General features: G+C 72.0%; 16 protein-coding genes. 4 read left to right on the forward strand and 12 right to left on the reverse strand.

Annotated features, from left to right (window positions below; translation table 11 throughout):
- Positions 1–6: 6 nt before the first annotated feature.
- From ACWCYO_RS29605 to hisI, 3 genes are read right to left on the reverse strand one after another with little or no spacing between them, the layout of a single operon-like run.
- Positions 7–480: a Uma2 family endonuclease gene (locus ACWCYO_RS29605; RefSeq protein ID WP_270147606.1), complete on the reverse strand. Its 474-nt coding sequence runs from the start codon at positions 478–480 to the stop codon at positions 7–9.
- Positions 481–500: 20 nt separating this feature from the next.
- Positions 501–2,021 (reverse strand): anthranilate synthase component I, encoded by a 1,521-nt coding sequence (locus ACWCYO_RS29610; protein ID WP_270147604.1) that lies wholly within the window; start codon positions 2,019–2,021, stop codon positions 501–503.
- A 49-nt stretch (positions 2,022–2,070) separates the two neighbouring features.
- Positions 2,071–2,442 carry a phosphoribosyl-AMP cyclohydrolase gene (gene hisI, locus ACWCYO_RS29615; RefSeq protein WP_270147601.1) on the reverse strand — a complete coding sequence of 124 codons (372 nt, stop codon included), beginning with the start codon at positions 2,440–2,442 and terminating at the stop codon, positions 2,071–2,073.
- 93 nt (positions 2,443–2,535) lie between these two features.
- Between hisI and ACWCYO_RS29620 the strand changes: the two genes are divergently transcribed.
- Positions 2,536–3,117, forward strand: a complete 582-nt coding sequence (locus ACWCYO_RS29620) for a hypothetical protein (RefSeq protein ID WP_270147600.1) — start codon at positions 2,536–2,538, stop codon at positions 3,115–3,117.
- Positions 3,118–3,340: 223 nt separating this feature from the next.
- On the forward strand, positions 3,341–3,985 hold the full coding sequence (locus ACWCYO_RS29625) for a TIGR03085 family metal-binding protein (RefSeq protein WP_270147599.1): 645 nt from the start codon (positions 3,341–3,343) through the stop codon (positions 3,983–3,985).
- Positions 3,986–4,089: 104 nt separating this feature from the next.
- Here the strand turns inward: ACWCYO_RS29625 and aspS are convergent, their stop codons facing one another.
- Positions 4,090–5,400, reverse strand: coding sequence for an aspartate--tRNA(Asn) ligase (aspS, locus tag ACWCYO_RS29630; RefSeq protein WP_449785904.1), 1,311 nt, complete (start codon positions 5,398–5,400; stop codon positions 4,090–4,092).
- 495 nt (positions 5,401–5,895) lie between these two features.
- Between aspS and ACWCYO_RS29635 the strand changes: the two genes are divergently transcribed.
- A complete protein-coding gene (locus ACWCYO_RS29635) occupies positions 5,896–6,675 on the forward strand; it encodes a VOC family protein (protein ID WP_270147595.1) in 780 nt (259 codons plus the stop codon).
- Between the two features lie 74 nt (positions 6,676–6,749).
- Here ACWCYO_RS29635 and hisF read toward each other — a convergent pair whose 3' ends face one another.
- From hisF to hisD, 8 genes are read right to left on the reverse strand one after another with little or no spacing between them, the layout of a single operon-like run.
- Positions 6,750–7,520, reverse strand: coding sequence for an imidazole glycerol phosphate synthase subunit HisF (gene hisF, locus ACWCYO_RS29640; protein ID WP_270147594.1), 771 nt, complete (start codon positions 7,518–7,520; stop codon positions 6,750–6,752).
- Positions 7,517–7,957, reverse strand: a complete 441-nt coding sequence (locus ACWCYO_RS29645) for a RidA family protein (RefSeq protein WP_270147593.1) — start codon at positions 7,955–7,957, stop codon at positions 7,517–7,519. The genes hisF and ACWCYO_RS29645 overlap by 4 nt, the downstream gene beginning before the upstream one ends.
- Positions 7,954–8,679, reverse strand: coding sequence for a bifunctional 1-(5-phosphoribosyl)-5-((5-phosphoribosylamino)methylideneamino)imidazole-4-carboxamide isomerase/phosphoribosylanthranilate isomerase PriA (priA, locus tag ACWCYO_RS29650; RefSeq protein WP_449785905.1), 726 nt, complete (start codon positions 8,677–8,679; stop codon positions 7,954–7,956). Before priA ends, ACWCYO_RS29645 begins: the two co-directional genes overlap by 4 nt.
- A gap of 22 nt (positions 8,680–8,701) precedes the next feature.
- Complete coding sequence (gene hisH, locus ACWCYO_RS29655; RefSeq protein WP_449785906.1) at positions 8,702–9,337, reverse strand: imidazole glycerol phosphate synthase subunit HisH; 636 nt, start codon at positions 9,335–9,337, stop codon at positions 8,702–8,704.
- 37 nt (positions 9,338–9,374) lie between these two features.
- Complete coding sequence (locus ACWCYO_RS29660) at positions 9,375–9,527, reverse strand: hypothetical protein (RefSeq protein ID WP_270147590.1); 153 nt, start codon at positions 9,525–9,527, stop codon at positions 9,375–9,377.
- Positions 9,524–10,117, reverse strand: a complete 594-nt coding sequence (gene hisB / locus ACWCYO_RS29665) for an imidazoleglycerol-phosphate dehydratase HisB (protein ID WP_270147588.1) — start codon at positions 10,115–10,117, stop codon at positions 9,524–9,526. The genes ACWCYO_RS29660 and hisB overlap by 4 nt, the downstream gene beginning before the upstream one ends.
- 6 nt (positions 10,118–10,123) lie before the next feature.
- The gene (locus tag ACWCYO_RS29670) at positions 10,124–11,236 is read right to left on the reverse strand and encodes a histidinol-phosphate transaminase (RefSeq protein ID WP_270147586.1); all 1,113 of its coding nucleotides are present in this window, start codon (positions 11,234–11,236) and stop codon (positions 10,124–10,126) included.
- Positions 11,233–12,540, reverse strand: coding sequence for a histidinol dehydrogenase (gene hisD, locus ACWCYO_RS29675; RefSeq protein ID WP_449785907.1), 1,308 nt, complete (start codon positions 12,538–12,540; stop codon positions 11,233–11,235). Before hisD ends, ACWCYO_RS29670 begins: the two co-directional genes overlap by 4 nt.
- A 91-nt stretch (positions 12,541–12,631) precedes the next feature.
- Between hisD and ACWCYO_RS29680 the strand changes: the two genes are divergently transcribed.
- Positions 12,632–14,209: an oxidoreductase gene (locus ACWCYO_RS29680; RefSeq protein WP_270147583.1), complete on the forward strand. Its 1,578-nt coding sequence runs from the start codon at positions 12,632–12,634 to the stop codon at positions 14,207–14,209.
- Positions 14,210–14,597: the final 388 nt, after the last annotated feature.

Consider the following 14,597-nt stretch of genomic DNA (forward strand, 5'->3'; position numbering starts at 1 on the left):
CGTGCCCTACGCCGTACCCGGGGTGGGCCTCTCGGTCGGAAACCCGCCGGTCTGCAGCACCAGGGTCCGATCGCCGAGCGGCAGGAAGAGGTCGTTGCCGAACGGCACCCGCTCCGCTTCGCGGTAGCCGCCGCCCGAGTCCGGCGCGGTGTGCACGGTGCAGACCTCGGCCGCCGGGTCGACCACCACGTACAGCGGTACGCCGCTCTCCGCGCAGGCCCGCACCCACGCGTGGTCCCGGCCGGGGTGCGCCACCTCCAGCACCATCTCGACCTCGGCCGCCTCGTACCGGCCGCGGGCGTTGTGCACCGCGTCCGGGGCGACCACCGCCAGGTCCGGGGCGAGCGGGCCGTGCGCGGCCGGGAAGTCGATCAGGACCTGCGACAGTACCCGCCTCCGGCCCCCGAGTTCGTCCCCGATCTGCACGGCAGCGTCGAACACGACCCCCCAGCGCAGCTCGTCGTACGGCACCTCGGGCATCCCGGCCGCCTCCTCACGCCTCAGGACAGTTCCGGCCTCCGCAGCGTATTGGCGGTGGCGACGGCTCGCAGCACGGCGGCCGCCTTGTTGCGGCACTCGGTGTCCTCGCCGTGCGGGTCCGAGTCGGCGACCACGCCCGCGCCCGCCTGCACGTACGCGGTGCCGTCGCGCAGCACCGCGGTGCGGATCGCGATCGCGGTGTCCGAGTCCCCGGCGAAGTCCAGGTAGCCGACGCAGCCGCCGTACAGGCCGCGCCGGGTGGGTTCCAGCTCCTCGATGATCCGCATCGCCCGGGGCTTGGGGGCGCCGGAGAGGGTGCCGGCCGGGAAGCAGGCGGTCAGCACGTCGAAGGCGCTCCGCCCCGGGGCGACCTTGCCGGTCACCGTCGAGACGATGTGCATCACGTGGCTGTAGCGCTCGATCTGCATGAAGTCGACCACCTCGACGCTGCCCGGCTCGCACACCCGGCCCAGGTCGTTGCGGCCGAGGTCGACCAGCATCAGGTGCTCGGCCCGCTCCTTGGGGTCGGCGAGCAGTTCGGCGGCCAGCACGGCGTCCTCGTGCGGGGTGGCGCCGCGGTGCCGGGTGCCGGCGATCGGGTGCAGCATCGCCTCCCCGTCGGCGACCTTGACCAGCGCCTCCGGGCTGGAGCCGACCACGTCGAAGCCGCCCTCGGCGCCGCCGTCCGGCCCGGGGAAGCGGAACAGGTACATGTACGGGCTGGGGTTGGTGGTGCGCAGCACCCGGTAGACGTCCAGCGCGGAGGCCGGGCAGGGCGCCTCGAAGCGCTGCGAGGGCACCACCTGGAAGGCCTCGCCGGCCCGGATCCGCTCCTTGATCTCCTCCACCGCGGCCCGGTACGGCTCCCCGCCGAACGGCGAGTGCACCTCGCCGGGGCCGGCCGGGGTGAAGGTCGCCAGCCCCGGGTCGACCGGCTTGAGCAGGCCCGCCTCCATGGCGTCCAGGCGGGCCACCGCGTCCGCGTACGCCTCGTCCACGCCACTGGCCAGGTCGTTGTGGTTGACGGCGTTGGCGATCAGCAGCACCGTGCCGTCCAGGTGGTCGAGCACGGCGAGGTCGGTGGCGAGCAGCATGGTCAGCTCGGGCAGCCGGAGGTCGTCCGGGTTGAGGTCGGGCAGCTTCTCCAGCCGGCGGACGACGTCGTACCCGAGGTAGCCGACCAGGCCGCCGGTCAGCGGGGGCAGGCCGTCGTCGGGGCGGCGCGGGGTGTGCAGGGCCGCCAGGGCGGCGCGCAGCACCTCCAGCGGGTCGCCGCCGGTGGGGATGCCGACCGGCGGGCTGCCGAGCCAGCGGGCGCCGCCGTCCGGGCCGGTGGTCAGCGCGGCGGCGCTGCGCACGCCCACGAAGGAGTAGCGCGACCAGGTGCCCTGCTCGGCGGACTCCAGCAGGAAGGTGCCGGGCCGCTCCTCGGCGAGGCTGCGGTAGAGGCCGATCGGGGTGAGGCCGTCCGCGAGGAGCCTGCGGGTGACGGGGATGACCCGGGTGTCGACGGCGAGCTTGCGGAAGGCTTCGAGATCCATGCGGGGCGGCACCTTCTGGAGTCGGATGGCGGGAATCAGACGCTGGGGATCAGGCGGTCGGGAGCACGTCGGCGTCGAAGCAGGTGCGGTCGCCGGTGTGGCAGGCCGCGCCCGTCTGGTCGACCTTGACCAGCAGGGTGTCGCCGTCGCAGTCGAGGGCCACCGACTTGACCGCCTGCACGTGACCGGAGGTGTCGCCCTTCACCCAGTACTCACGGCGGCTGCGGCTCCAGTACGTGCAGCGGCCGGTGGTGAGCGTGCGGTGCAGCGCCTCGTCGTCCATCCAGCCCAGCATCAGCACCTCGCCGGTGTCGTACTGCTGCGCGATGGCCGGGAGCAGGCCGTCCTCGGTGCGCTTGAGGCGGGCGGCGATCGCCGGGTCGAGGGCGGTGGTGCCGGGGGCGGCGGGTGTGGTGGACATGGGGCCATTGTGTCAGCCCGGCCGCGGCGTCCGAACGGGGTCAGTTCCGCCAACCACCTGCCGGGCCGGGCCCCGCTGGGCCATCCTCAGCCCATGACCTCCGAGCAGCAGCCGCCCGAAGCCGCCGCCTCCCGTCCGCCCCGGGGCCTGGTGATCACCGTCGTCGCCGTCCTGGCCGTGCTGCTCGCGGTGGTGGCCACCGTGCTGCTCTGGCCCGAGGACACCCCCAAGCCCGCCGCGGCCCCGCCCCCGCCCTCCCCTTCCTCCTCCTCCGCGACCCCGCCCCCCACGCCGACGCCCACCCCCACCAAGCCCCAACCCCCGTACGCCTACTTCCCGGTGGGCACCTGCTTCGACCACCCTCAGCTCAGCCCGGTGATCACCAAGGCCGAGGAGCGCCCCTGCACCACCCCCCACGACGGCGAAGTCATCGCCAACCTCAAACTCCCCGACAACCTCACGGGCGAAATCCCCATCGCCCTCGCCATGCGCGACGGCTGCAAGGACCCCGAAGCCACCGCCAAGGCCCACCAGCCCGACGGAAAGTCCTACTACCCCCGCCAGTTCGGCCCCGCCCTCACCAACTACCAACAGGGCTGGCGCGACTACACCTGCACCCTCACCGCCGGCCCCAAACCGGGCAGCCCCAAACTCACGAGGCAGCTGCACCAGTAGCCTCGACGCCGCAATCATTGACAAGAACAAGAGAATGAAATTCGGCGTGCCCATCGATGTATCGATGGGCACGCCGAAGAAAACCCCGAGCAGCACCCTAACCTCACCCTTTCCCGTCCAACACGGATGAGGCTGAGGAGGAGCCTGCTCGTGTCGCCCCTCGCCGGGCTGAGCCGCGTCGGCCAGGTCATCAATTGATGGCCGCCCCCATAGGCTTGAGGCCATGTCGAACCACGCCCTCGCCGAACGCCACCGCCTCGCCCAACTCCTCACCGCCGCGGGGCCGGACGCCCCCACCCTGTGTGCCGGGTGGACCACCCGGGACCTCGCCGCCCACCTGGTGATCCGCGAGCGCCGCCCCGACGCGGCGCCCGGCATCCGGGTCGGCGCCCTGGCCGGCTGGACGAAGCGGGTACAGGACGACTACGCGTCACGCCCCTACGAGGAACTGGTCCGACTCTTCCGCGCCGGACCGCCCGTCTACTCCCTGTTCGCCCTCCCCGGCGCCGACGAAGCGGCCAACACCGTCGAGTACTTCGTCCACGCCGAAGACATCGCCCGCGCCGGCGACGACTGGACCGCCCGGCCCGTTCCGCCCGGCCGCGCCGAAGCCCTCTGGCGCCGACTCCCCCTTCTCGCCCGTCTCGAGGCCGGCCGCCGCTCCCCCGTCCGCCTCACCCTCTCCCGCCCCGACGGCCAGTCCATCACCGTCGGCCCCGCCGGCGCCCCCACCGTCCACCTCACCGGCGAACCCGCCGAACTCGTCCTCTTCACCTACGGCCGCGGCGCCCACACCACCCTCACCGTCGACGGCCCCCCGGACGCCGTCGAGGCCCTCCGCCACGCCCTGCCGCTGCCTGTGAAGTAGGGCTGTGCGCCGCCTTGGCAAGCCAAGGCGGCGCCACCATACTGGCCGACCACCTTCCCACGGCACGGCCCCCGCCCGGGCCGTGGGACGCCGCCGCAACCCGCCTACGGCGTGAGCCGGTTCGGGCCGCGGAAGAGGAAGGTGGCCTCGCGGATCGAGGGCAGGCCGAGGAGGACCATCAGCATCCGGCCGAGGCCCATGCCGAGGCCGCCGTGGGGTGGGCAGCCGTAGCGGAAGGCGTTGAGGTAGTCCCGGATCGGCTCCGGGCTGAGGCCCTTCTCGGCGGCCTGCCGCAGCAGGACGTCGTAGCGGTGTTCGCGCTGGGCGCCGGTGGTGACTTCCAGGCCGTTCCAGAGCAGGTCGAAGCTCAGGGTCAGGCCTGGGTCGTCGGCGGGTCGCATGTGGTAGAAGGGCCGGATGCCGACCGGGTAGTGGGTGATGAACACGAACTGGTGCCCGGTGGCTTCCCTGATGTGGGCCGAGACGGCGCGCTCGCCCTCCGGGTCCAGGTCCTCCTTGACGCCTTCCGGGTCCCAGCCGCCCTTGCGCAGGATCTCCTGTGCCTCGGCCATGGTGAGGCGGGGGAAGGGGGTCGTGGGCACGGTGACCTGGACGCCGAAGTGCTCGGCGATGCCCGCGCCGTGCCGGTCGGCGACCTTGGCGATGGCGTGGGCGAGCATCCGCTCCTCGAAGGCCATCACGTCCTCGACCCCGTCGATCCAGGCGAGCTCCACGTCGACGCCGGTGAACTCGGTGGCGTGCCGGGAGGTGAAGGAGGGCTCGGCGCGGAAGACCGGTCCGATCTCGAAGACCTTGTCGATGCCGGCCGCGATCGCCATCTGCTTGAAGAACTGCGGTGACTGCGCGAGGTAGGCGCTGCGGCCGAAGTAGCCGAGCTCGAAGACCTCCGCGCCGGACTCCGAGGCGGTGCCCATGAGTTTGGGGGTGTGCATCTCGGTGGCGCCCTGCGCGTACGCGTACTCGCGCAGGCCCTGTTCCAGGGTGGTCTGCACGGCGAACAGCAGCTGGGCGGCGGGGCGGCGACGCACGTCCAGGAAGCGCCAGTCGAGGCGCTGCTCCGGGCCCGTGTGGTCGTCGATCGGCAGCGGGGTGGCGGCCGGGTTCAGGACCTCGACCGCCTCGGGGACGATCTCCAGGCCGCCGAGCTTGACCTGCGCCGCCTCGACGACACGGCCGGTGATCCGTACGGCGGACTCGGGGGTGAGGGCTTCGAGCCGGGCCTCCAGGGGCCCGCCGTCACGCTTGTGGGTCACCTGTACCATTCCGCTTCCGTCCCGCACGATGACGAACTGCATCGCGCGCTGCAACCGGAGGGCGTTCACCCATCCGCGGACGGAGACGGTACGGCCGACGTGTTCTCGCAGGTCGGAGACGGGTACGCGGCTGTGGATCATTGCGGTCCTCCTTGAGGACGTCGTCATGATCCCTTGGGAGTGCGGGCGAGAAGGGCAACTCGCGGTACCACCGCACTTTCGCCGCCACACAAACGCAGTGGCGGCCTCGTTCGGGCCCGGTGACGGGGGCCGGCCGGCGGGGCATTGGACCACCGGGCGGTGGCCGTTCCTCCCCGCGCTCAGGAGGGTCTTCGCCTCGGGGCGCGAGGCCGCCTTCCCAGCTTCCGGCGGCTCTCTCTGCTCGCGTGATCCCTGGCTACTCGTCTCCGTCGACGCGTTGCCCAGCACCATACGGAACCGTGGCGCCGGCGGCAATCAAGAAACCGCAGGCGTCAAGAAACCGCAGGCATGAAGGACCGCAGGCATCAAGGAACCGGCGGCAATCAAGAAATGCGGATGTCAGTGCCCGGGTGCAGACTCTCAGGTGGCCGGGGAGGGGCGGGTAGCCGCCCGAGGGAGCTGCCCCGGTCACTCTCCGTCGAAGGGCACCACTTCATGCTCACCACCGACTTCCCGATCGGCTCGCCCTGCTGGATCGACCTGGGCAGCCCGAACATCCGGGCCACCGCCGACTTCTACGGCAAGGTCTTCGGCTGGACCTTCCAGGAGGTCCCCGACGCGGGCGGTTACGGCTTCCTGAAGCTGGGCGACAAGCGGGTTGCCGCGCTCGGCAGCCTCGACGCGGGCGCGCGGTCCGCCTGGACGACGTACTTCCGCACCGCCGACGCGGACGCCACCGCCAAGGCCGCCGAGCAGGCCGGGGCCACCGTCCGCGTCCCGCCGACGGACGTCATGCAGGAGGGCCGGTTCGCGGCGCTCACCGATCCGCAGGGGGCCGAGTTCGCGATCTGGCAGGCCGGGAACACGATCGGGCTGGACGCCGTCTCCGAGCCCAACACCCTGGTCTGGGCCGAGCTGCACACCTCCGACCAGGAGGGCGCCTTCACCTTCTACACCAGCCTGTTCAACTGGCGGGTGCAGAACTTCGAGCCGAGCCCGGGCATGAACTACCGGGTGGTCTCCACGGCCGACGGCGACCAGCAGCAGACGAGCTTCGGCGGCATCGCCCCGGCGACGGGCGGGGGCCAGCCCTCCGCCTGGACGCCGTACTTCGCCGCCGAGGACGTGGACGCCCTGGTCAGCAAGGCGTCGGCGGCCGGCGGCTCGGTGCTGATGCCGGCGGAGGACGTGGAGAACGTCGGCCGGATCGCCTGGCTGGCGGACCCGAACGGCGCCCCCTTCGCCCTGATCAAGGGCGAGCCGCAGGAGTCCTGAGCAGAGCCGCAGGCGTCCTGAGCAGAAAACCGGGCCCGCTGCGCGAGCAGCGGGCCCTCAAGCACCCTGAAAGATCACCGGACCGGGTGCCCGGCCTCCCGCAGCGCGTTCTTGACCTCGCCGATCCGCAGGTCCCCGAAGTGGAAGACGCTGGCCGCGAGCACCGCGTCCGCCCCCGCCTCGACGGCCGGGGCGAAGTCGCCGAGCTTGCCGGCCCCGCCGGAGGCGATCACCGGCACCGAGACAGCCTTGCGGACGGCGCGGATCATCTCCAGGTCGTAGCCGTCCTTGGTGCCGTCCGCGTCCATCGAGTTGAGCAGGATCTCGCCCGCCCCCAACTCGGCGGCGCGGCCCGCCCATTCGACGGCGTCCAGACCGGTGCCCTGGCGCCCGCCGTGGGTGGTGACCTCGTAGCCCGAAGCGGTCTCGGTCCCGGGAGGGCAGCGCCGGGCGTCGACCGACAGCACCAGCACCTGCCGTCCGAACCGCTGGGCGATCTCGCGGATCAGCTCGGGCCGGGCGATGGCCGCGGTGTTGACGCCGACCTTGTCGGCGCCGGCCCGCAGCAGCTTGTCGACGTCCTCGACGGCCCGGATGCCGCCACCGACGGTGAGCGGGATGAACACCTGCTCGGCGGTGCGGCGGACCACGTCGTAGGTGGTCTCGCGGTCGCCGGAGGAGGCCGTGATGTCGAGGAAGGTCAGCTCGTCGGCGCCCTCGGCGTCGTAGAGCTTGGCCATCTCGACCGGGTCGCCGGCGTCGCGCAGGTTCTGGAAGTTGACGCCCTTGACCACCCGCCCGGCGTCGACGTCCAGGCAGGGGATGACACGTACTGCAAGGGTCACGGCTGATTGCCTTCCGGGGCTTCCAGGGTCTTTGCCAGCCCGGTGCGGTACGCGTCGATCTCGACCTCGACCATCATCCGGGAGTCGATCAGCCCGTCGACCACCACCATGGTGGCCACCGGGCGTGCGACGACGAAGAGTTCGCGGTGGGCGCGGCCCACCTCCTCGGCGTCGCGGACGTGGGTGATGTACATCCGGGTGCGGACCACGTCGTCCGCGGTCAGACCGTACGCGGCCAGGGCCCGGAGCCCGACGCCGAACGCGGCGAGGGTTTGCCGGTACGGGTCGCCCTCGTGCTCGATCCGGCCGTCCACCCAGGCGGTGGAGCCGGCGACGTGCACGTGGTCGCCCGCGGCGACCGCCCGGGAGTAGCCGAACTCCTCCTCCCAGGGGGAGAAGCCGGTGATCCGCCCGCGTACGATCCGACCATCGGTCATCCGGAAACCGCCTCCAGGGCCTCTTCGAGGGTGAACTTCTGCTCGTAGAGTGCCTTGCCCACGATGGCGCCCTCGACACCCTCACCGACGAGGGTGGCGATGGCGCGCAGGTCGTCCAGCGAGGAGACGCCGCCGGAGGCGACGACCGGGCGGTCGGTGGCGCCGCAGACGTCGCGCAGCAGCTGCAGGTTGGGGCCGGTCAGGGTGCCGTCGCGGTTGACGTCGGTGACGACGTAGCGGGCGCAGCCCTCCTGGTTGAGGCGCTCCAGCACCTCGAAGAGCTGGCCGCCGTCGCGGGTCCAGCCGCGGCCGCGCAGGGTGGTGCCGACCACGTCCAGGCCGACGGCGATCTTGTCGCCGTGCTCGGCGATGGCCTTGGCGACCCACTCGGGGGCCTCCAGGGCGGCGGTGCCGAGGTTGACCCGGGTGCAGCCGGTGGCGAGCGCGCGGGCGAGCGACTCGTCGTCGCGGATGCCGCCGGACAGCTCGACCTTGATGTCCAGCCGGCCGGTGACCTCGCGCAGCAGCTCGTAGTTGGAGCCGGTGCCGAAGGCGGCGTCCAGGTCGACCAGGTGCAGCCACTCTGCGCCGGCGTCCTGCCAGGCGAGGGCGGCGGCCAGCGGCTCGCCGAAGGAGGTCTCGGTGCCGGACGCGCCCTTGACCAGGCGCACGGCCTGGCCGTCCCGGACGTCGACGGCGGGGAGCAGTTCGAGGCGGGTCATGATGTACGCAACTCTCAGATCGTCAGAGGGTGTTGACCCAGTTGGTCAGCAGGGCGGCGCCGGCGTCGCCGGACTTCTCGGGGTGGAACTGGGTGGCCCACAGCGGGCCGTTCTCGACGGCGGCGACGAACGGCTGCCCGTGGGTGGCCCAGGTGACCAGCGGCGGGTTGATCCGCGCGCTGTGGGTCTCCAGCTCCCAGTGCCGCACCCCGTAGGAGTGCACGAAGTAGAAGCGGGTCTCCGGGTCCAGGCCGGCGAACATCCGGCTGCCCTCGGGCACGTCCACGGTGTTCCAGCCCATGTGCGGGACGACCGGGGCGTCCAGCGGCTCGACGGTGCCGGGCCACTCGTCGCAGCCGGCCGTCTCCACGCCGTGCTCGACGCCCTTCTCGAAGAGGATCTGCATGCCGACGCAGATGCCCATGACCGGGCGGCCCCCGGCGAGCCGGCGGCCGATGATCCAGTCCCCGCGGACCGACTTCAGCCCGCGCATGCACGCCTCGAAGGCGCCCACGCCGGGGACGAGCAGGCCGTCCGCGGCCATCGCGGTGTCGTAGTCGGCGCTGACCCTGACGTTCGCCCCGGTCCGCTCCAGGGCGCGCTGCGCGGAGCGGAGGTTGCCGGAGCCGTAGTCGAGGACGACGACGTTCTTGCCCATGTTCAGGTGTCCAGTCTCTCTACAGGTCCGGGCGGGTCTACAGGCGCATGACGCCGGCGGCCAGGCACATCCCCGCGCCCATCCCCAGCACGAGCATGACGCTCTTCGGCAGCTTCTGCTTCCAGAACGAGATCACCCCGCCGAACAGGAAGAGTCCGACGAAGATCAGAGCCACAGCGGACTTGCTCACAGTGCACCCTTGGTCGAGGGGAGGATTCCGGCCGCGCGCGGGTCGCGTTCGGCGGCGTAGCGCAGCGCCCGGGCCAGCGCCTTGAACTGGCACTCCACGATGTGGTGCGCGTTGCGCCCGTACGGGACGTGCACGTGCAGCGCGATCTGGGCCTGGGCGACGAAGGACTCCAGGATGTGCCGGGTCATCGTGGTGTCGTAGCTGCCGATCATCGGCGCCATGCCCTCGGGCTCGGTGTGCACCAGGTAGGGCCGGCCGGAGAGGTCGACGGTGACCTGGGCGAGCGACTCGTCCAGCGGCACCGTGCAGTTGCCGAAGCGGTAGATGCCGACCTTGTCGCCGAGCGCCTGCTTGAAGGCGGCGCCGAGCGCGAGGGCGGTGTCCTCGATGGTGTGGTGGGTGTCGATGTGCAGGTCGCCGTCGGTCTTGACGGTGAGGTCGAACAGACCGTGGCGACCGAGCTGGTCGAGCATGTGGTCGTAGAACCCGACGCCCGTCGAGATGTCGGTCTTGCCGGTGCCGTCGAGGTCTATCTCGACCAGGACGGAGGTCTCCTTGGTGGTGCGCTCGACGCGTCCGATGCGGGACATACGGGGTTACAGCTCCTTGATCACGGTGCGGACGGCGTCCAGGAAGGCGTCGTTCTCGGCGGGCGTGCCGGCGGTGACGCGCAGCCACCCGGGGACGCCGTTGTCACGGACCAGGACACCCTGGTCGAGGATGGCCTGCCAGACGGCGTGGGTGTCGGCGAAGCGGCCGAACTGGACGAAGTTGGCATCCGAGTCGGTCACCTCCAGGCCCATCGCGCGCAGCGCGTCCACCAGCCGGTCGCGCTCCTGCTTGAGCCGGCCGACGTACCCGAGCAGGGTGTCGGTGTGCTCCAGGCAGGCCAGCGCGGTGGCCTGGGTGACGGCCGACAGGTGGTACGGCAGGCGCACCAGCTGGACGGCGTCGACGACGGCCGGGTCGGCGGCCAGGTATCCCAGGCGCAGGCCGGCGGCGCCGAAGGCCTTGGACATGGTGCGGCTGACCACCAGGTTCGGGCGGCCCTCGATCAGCGGCAGCAGGGAGGCGCGGTGCGAGAACTCGACGTACGCCTCGTCCACCACCACCAGGCTGGGCCGGGCGGCCTGCGCGGCCTCGTACAGCCGCAGCACGGTGTCGGTCGACACCGCCGTCCCGGTCGGGTTGTTCGGGGAGCAGATGAACACCACGTCGGGCCGGTGCTCGGCGATGGCGGCGAGCGCCGCGTCGACGTCGATGGTGAAGTCGTCATTGCGCGGGCCGGAGATCCAGGCGGTGCCGGTGCCCCGGGAGATCAGCGCGTGCATCGAGTACGAGGGCTCGAAGCCGAGGGCGCTGCGGCCGGGGCCGCCGAAGGTCTGCAGCAGCTGCTGGAGGACCTCGTTGGAGCCGTTGGCGGCCCACACCTGCTCGCGCGCGACCGGGAAGCCGGTGGTGCGGGTCAGGTAGGCGGCGAGGCCTTCGCGCAGCTCAACCGCGTCCCGGTCGGGGTAGCGGTTGAGGTTGCGGGCGGCCTCGGCGACGCGCTCGGCGATCCGGGCGACCAGCTCCTCGGGCAGCGGGTACGGGTTCTCGTTGGTGTTCAACTGGACGGGGACGTCCAACTGCGGTGCGCCGTACGGGGACTGGCCGCGCAGCTCGTCCCGGATGGGCAGGTCGTCGATACGAGTCGTACGAATGGTCACGAGCCGGGAACCGTCCAGTCGAAGCGAGCCTTGATCGCGTCCCCGTGCCCGGGGAGGTCCTCGGCGTCGGCCAGGGTGACCACGTGCGCGGCGACGTCGGCCAGCGCGTCCCGGTCGTACTCGACGACCTGGACGCCGCGCAGGAAGGTCTGCACCGACAGCCCGGAGGAGTGGCAGGCGCAGCCGCCGGTCGGCAGCACGTGGTTGGAGCCGGCCGCGTAGTCGCCCAGCGAGACCGGGGTCCAGCGACCGATGAAGATCGCGCCGGCGTTGACGACCCGGGCCGCCACCGCGTGCGGGTCGCGGGTCTGGATCTCCAGGTGCTCGGCCGCGTACGCGTTGACCACGGCGAGGCCCTGGGTCAGGTCGTCGACCAGGATGATGCCGGACTGCCGGCCGCCCAGCGCCTCGGCGACCCGCTCGCTGTGCTTGGTCCGCGCGACCTGCACGGCCAGCTCGGCCTCGACCGCGTCGGCCAGCTCCGGGGAGTCGGTGACCAGCACCGAGCCGGAGGTCGGGCCGTGCTCGGCCTGGCTGATCAGGTCGGCGGCGACGTCGCCGGGCAGCGCGCTGTCGTCGGCGAGGACGGCGATCTCGGTCGGGCCGGCCTCGGAGTCGATGCCGATCCGGCCGGCGAACAGCCGCTTGGCGGCGGCGACGTAGATGTTGCCGGGGCCGGTCACCATGTTGACCGGCGCGCACTCCTCGGTGCCGAGGGCGAACATCGCCACCGCCTGGGCGCCGCCGACGGAGTAGACCTCGTCGACGCCGAGCAGCGCGCAGGCCGCCAGGATGGTCGGGTGGACCCGGCCACCGAACTCCTTCTGCGGCGGGGAGGTGACCGCGATGCCCTGGACGCCTGCCTCCTGGGCCGGCACCACGTTCATCACCACGGAGGACGGGTAGACCGCCAGCCCACCCGGCACGTACAGGCCGACCCGCTCGACCGGCACCCAGCGCTGGGTGACCGTGCCGCCCGGCACCACCTGGGTGGTGTGCCCGGTGCGGCGCTGGTCGGCGTGCACGCCCCGGGCCCGGCGGATCGACTCCTCCAGTGCGGCCCGCACCCGCGGGTCCAGCGTCTCCAGGGCGGCGGTCAGCTGCTCGGCCGGGACGCGGGTGGATTCCAGCCGGACGCCGTCGAAGCGTTCGGTGATCTCGATCAGCGCCGCGACCCCGCGATGGCGTACGTCCTCGGCGATCGGCCGCACCTTCTCCAGGGCGGCCGCCACGTCGAACTCGGCACGGGGCAGCAGGTCACGCGGGTCGTCCAGCGAGCCGCGGAGGTCGATTCGAGAGATCACGCCACCCAGTGTAAGGAGTGGCCGGAACAGGTGGTCGCACATTTCAGTCCGTGATACGAAAGGCGAGACGACCGGGGGGACGGGGAAAATCATGGCGGAATCGGCTCCGGAAAGCTGGACGGACACCGAACGCGAGCTCTGGGAGGCCTTCCGCGAGGGCGAGGTCTTCGACCGCCGCTGTGGCCGGGACGACGTCGACGACCCGTTCGGGGACGCCATCTGGGGGCCCGGCCGGACAGTGAGCGCCGAGGTGCTCGCCCACCTGCTGCTGGCCGGCCCGCGGCCCACCGCCGGGCGTGTCGCCTCACTGCGGATGAGCGGCGTGTACGTCACCGGTGCGCTCAACCTGGCCGGCGGCCACATCGACCGGTACGTCGAACTGCGCGGCTGCCGCTTCGAGCACAAGATCCTCATCTCGGAGGCCTCGGCGACCACCCTGCGCATGGTCGACTGCCTGGTCCCCCGCCTGGAGGCCTCCCGACTCTCCACCACCGGCGACCTCCACCTGGCCCGCTGCCGGATCCCCGACGGCATCCGGCTCACCGACGCCAAGATCGGCACCGACCTGCTGCTCAACCTGGCCGTCATCGGCGGCGACCGCTACGGCCGCGCGGTGTCCGCCGACGGGATCACCGTCCACCAGGACTTCGAGGCCGAACGCCTGGAGACCCGGGGCGAGTTGAGCGTCCGCACGGCCCGGATAGGCGGCCGGTTCTCGCTCCGCGGCGCCCAGCTGCACGCCGACCCGCAGAACCGGGTCTGCCTGAACGCCGTCCGGCTCAACGTCGGCCATACCCTCTACCTGACCAGCTCCGCCGACGGCGGCTGGTTCGGCTCCCGCAGCTACTACGGCTCCGGCTACGGCCAGAGCCCCCCACCCGACGCCCCCAGCACCCCGTTCCGCGCCTTCGGCCAGGTGCGGCTCTCCGACGCCCGCTTCGAGGCCGCGTGCCTGATCTCCGGAGAATTCCACCTGGAGGGTGACGACGAGGTCTCACTGCGCCGCATCCACACCCCCGAGCTCCGCTTCACCTGCAAGATCCGGCCCACCGGCACCGTCTCCCTCTCCCGCGCCCGGGTCGGCAACCTGGTCGACACCCCGGAGGCCTGGCCGCTCGGCAAGCACCTGCGGCTGACCGGCTTCGTCTACGAGAACCTCCGCCCGGTCGGCCCGTTCACCATCCGGCAGCGGATCGCCTGGCTGGAGGGCTCCGCGGTGGAGTTCCAGCCGGAGTCCTACGAGCAGCTCGCCGCCGCCCTGCGCCGCGACGGCGCCGACGACGACGCCCGCGAGGTGCTGTACGCCAAGCAGCGCCGCCGCCAGGAGACCCTGCCGCTACCCGCCCGGATCTGGGGCCGGGTCCAGGACATCACCGTCGGTTACGGCTACCGCCCCGGCCGCGCCGGCCTGTGGCTGCTGCTCGCCTGGGCACTCGGCAGCATCTGGTTCGCCACCCACGAGCTGGACCCGCTCAAGGCCGACGAGAAGCCCCACTGGAACGCGGTGCTCTACACCCTCAACCAGCTGCTGCCGATCATCGACCTCAACCAGGGCGCCTGGAACCCCGGCGGGACCAGCCAGTGGATCTCCGCCGGCCTGGTCGTGGTCGGCTGGCTGCTCGCCTCCACCGTCGTCGCGGGCGCCACCCGCCTCCTCCAACGCGGCTGAGGAGATCCGGCCGCGGCTACCTGCGCCGCCTTCCAGACCGCCCGGATCAGCGCCCGTACCCCTCCTGCACCCCACCATCGTCGGGATAGCCCCCTGCCAACGCGGCGCCTCGCGCTGGCGCCCACGGCCACCCGAGGTCTCCCTGTTGGGGTGGGCTCGTGTCCGGGGACACGAACCCACCCCAACCACGCGCCACTTCGCCCTCATCGCCCCGTCGCCGCTTCGGCCAGATCGACTTCCTACGCAGAAGCAAAAAGGCCAGGGTTCAATTGCAGTGGACTGGCTGGTCATTCCGCCCCGCCGCGCAATCGCGGCGGGGCGGAATGTACACATAGCGCCTGCCAAGAAGCGATGAGAACTGGGCGGGGGGCCGGCCCCGGGGGGCGGG

This window comes from Kitasatospora sp. NPDC001683, from assembly GCF_053596495.1.

Coding starts and splice junctions, on each gene's coding strand:
- ACWCYO_RS29605 (WP_270147606.1), bottom strand. CDS start 480: ATGCCCGAGGTGCCGTACGACGAGCTGCGCTGGGGGGTCGTGTTCGAC.
- ACWCYO_RS29610 (WP_270147604.1), bottom strand. CDS start 2,021: ATGGATCTCGAAGCCTTCCGCAAGCTCGCCGTCGACACCCGGGTCATC.
- hisI (WP_270147601.1), bottom strand. CDS start 2,442: ATGTCCACCACACCCGCCGCCCCCGGCACCACCGCCCTCGACCCGGCG.
- ACWCYO_RS29620 (WP_270147600.1), top strand. CDS start 2,536: ATGACCTCCGAGCAGCAGCCGCCCGAAGCCGCCGCCTCCCGTCCGCCC.
- ACWCYO_RS29625 (WP_270147599.1), top strand. CDS start 3,341: ATGTCGAACCACGCCCTCGCCGAACGCCACCGCCTCGCCCAACTCCTC.
- aspS (WP_449785904.1), bottom strand. CDS start 5,400: ATGATCCACAGCCGCGTACCCGTCTCCGACCTGCGAGAACACGTCGGC.
- ACWCYO_RS29635 (WP_270147595.1), top strand. CDS start 5,896: ATGCTCACCACCGACTTCCCGATCGGCTCGCCCTGCTGGATCGACCTG.
- ACWCYO_RS29645 (WP_270147593.1), bottom strand. CDS start 7,957: ATGACCGATGGTCGGATCGTACGCGGGCGGATCACCGGCTTCTCCCCC.
- priA (WP_449785905.1), bottom strand. CDS start 8,679: ATGACCCGCCTCGAACTGCTCCCCGCCGTCGACGTCCGGGACGGCCAG.
- hisH (WP_449785906.1), bottom strand. CDS start 9,337: ATGGGCAAGAACGTCGTCGTCCTCGACTACGGCTCCGGCAACCTCCGC.
- hisB (WP_270147588.1), bottom strand. CDS start 10,117: ATGTCCCGCATCGGACGCGTCGAGCGCACCACCAAGGAGACCTCCGTC.
- ACWCYO_RS29680 (WP_270147583.1), top strand. CDS start 12,632: ATGGCGGAATCGGCTCCGGAAAGCTGGACGGACACCGAACGCGAGCTC.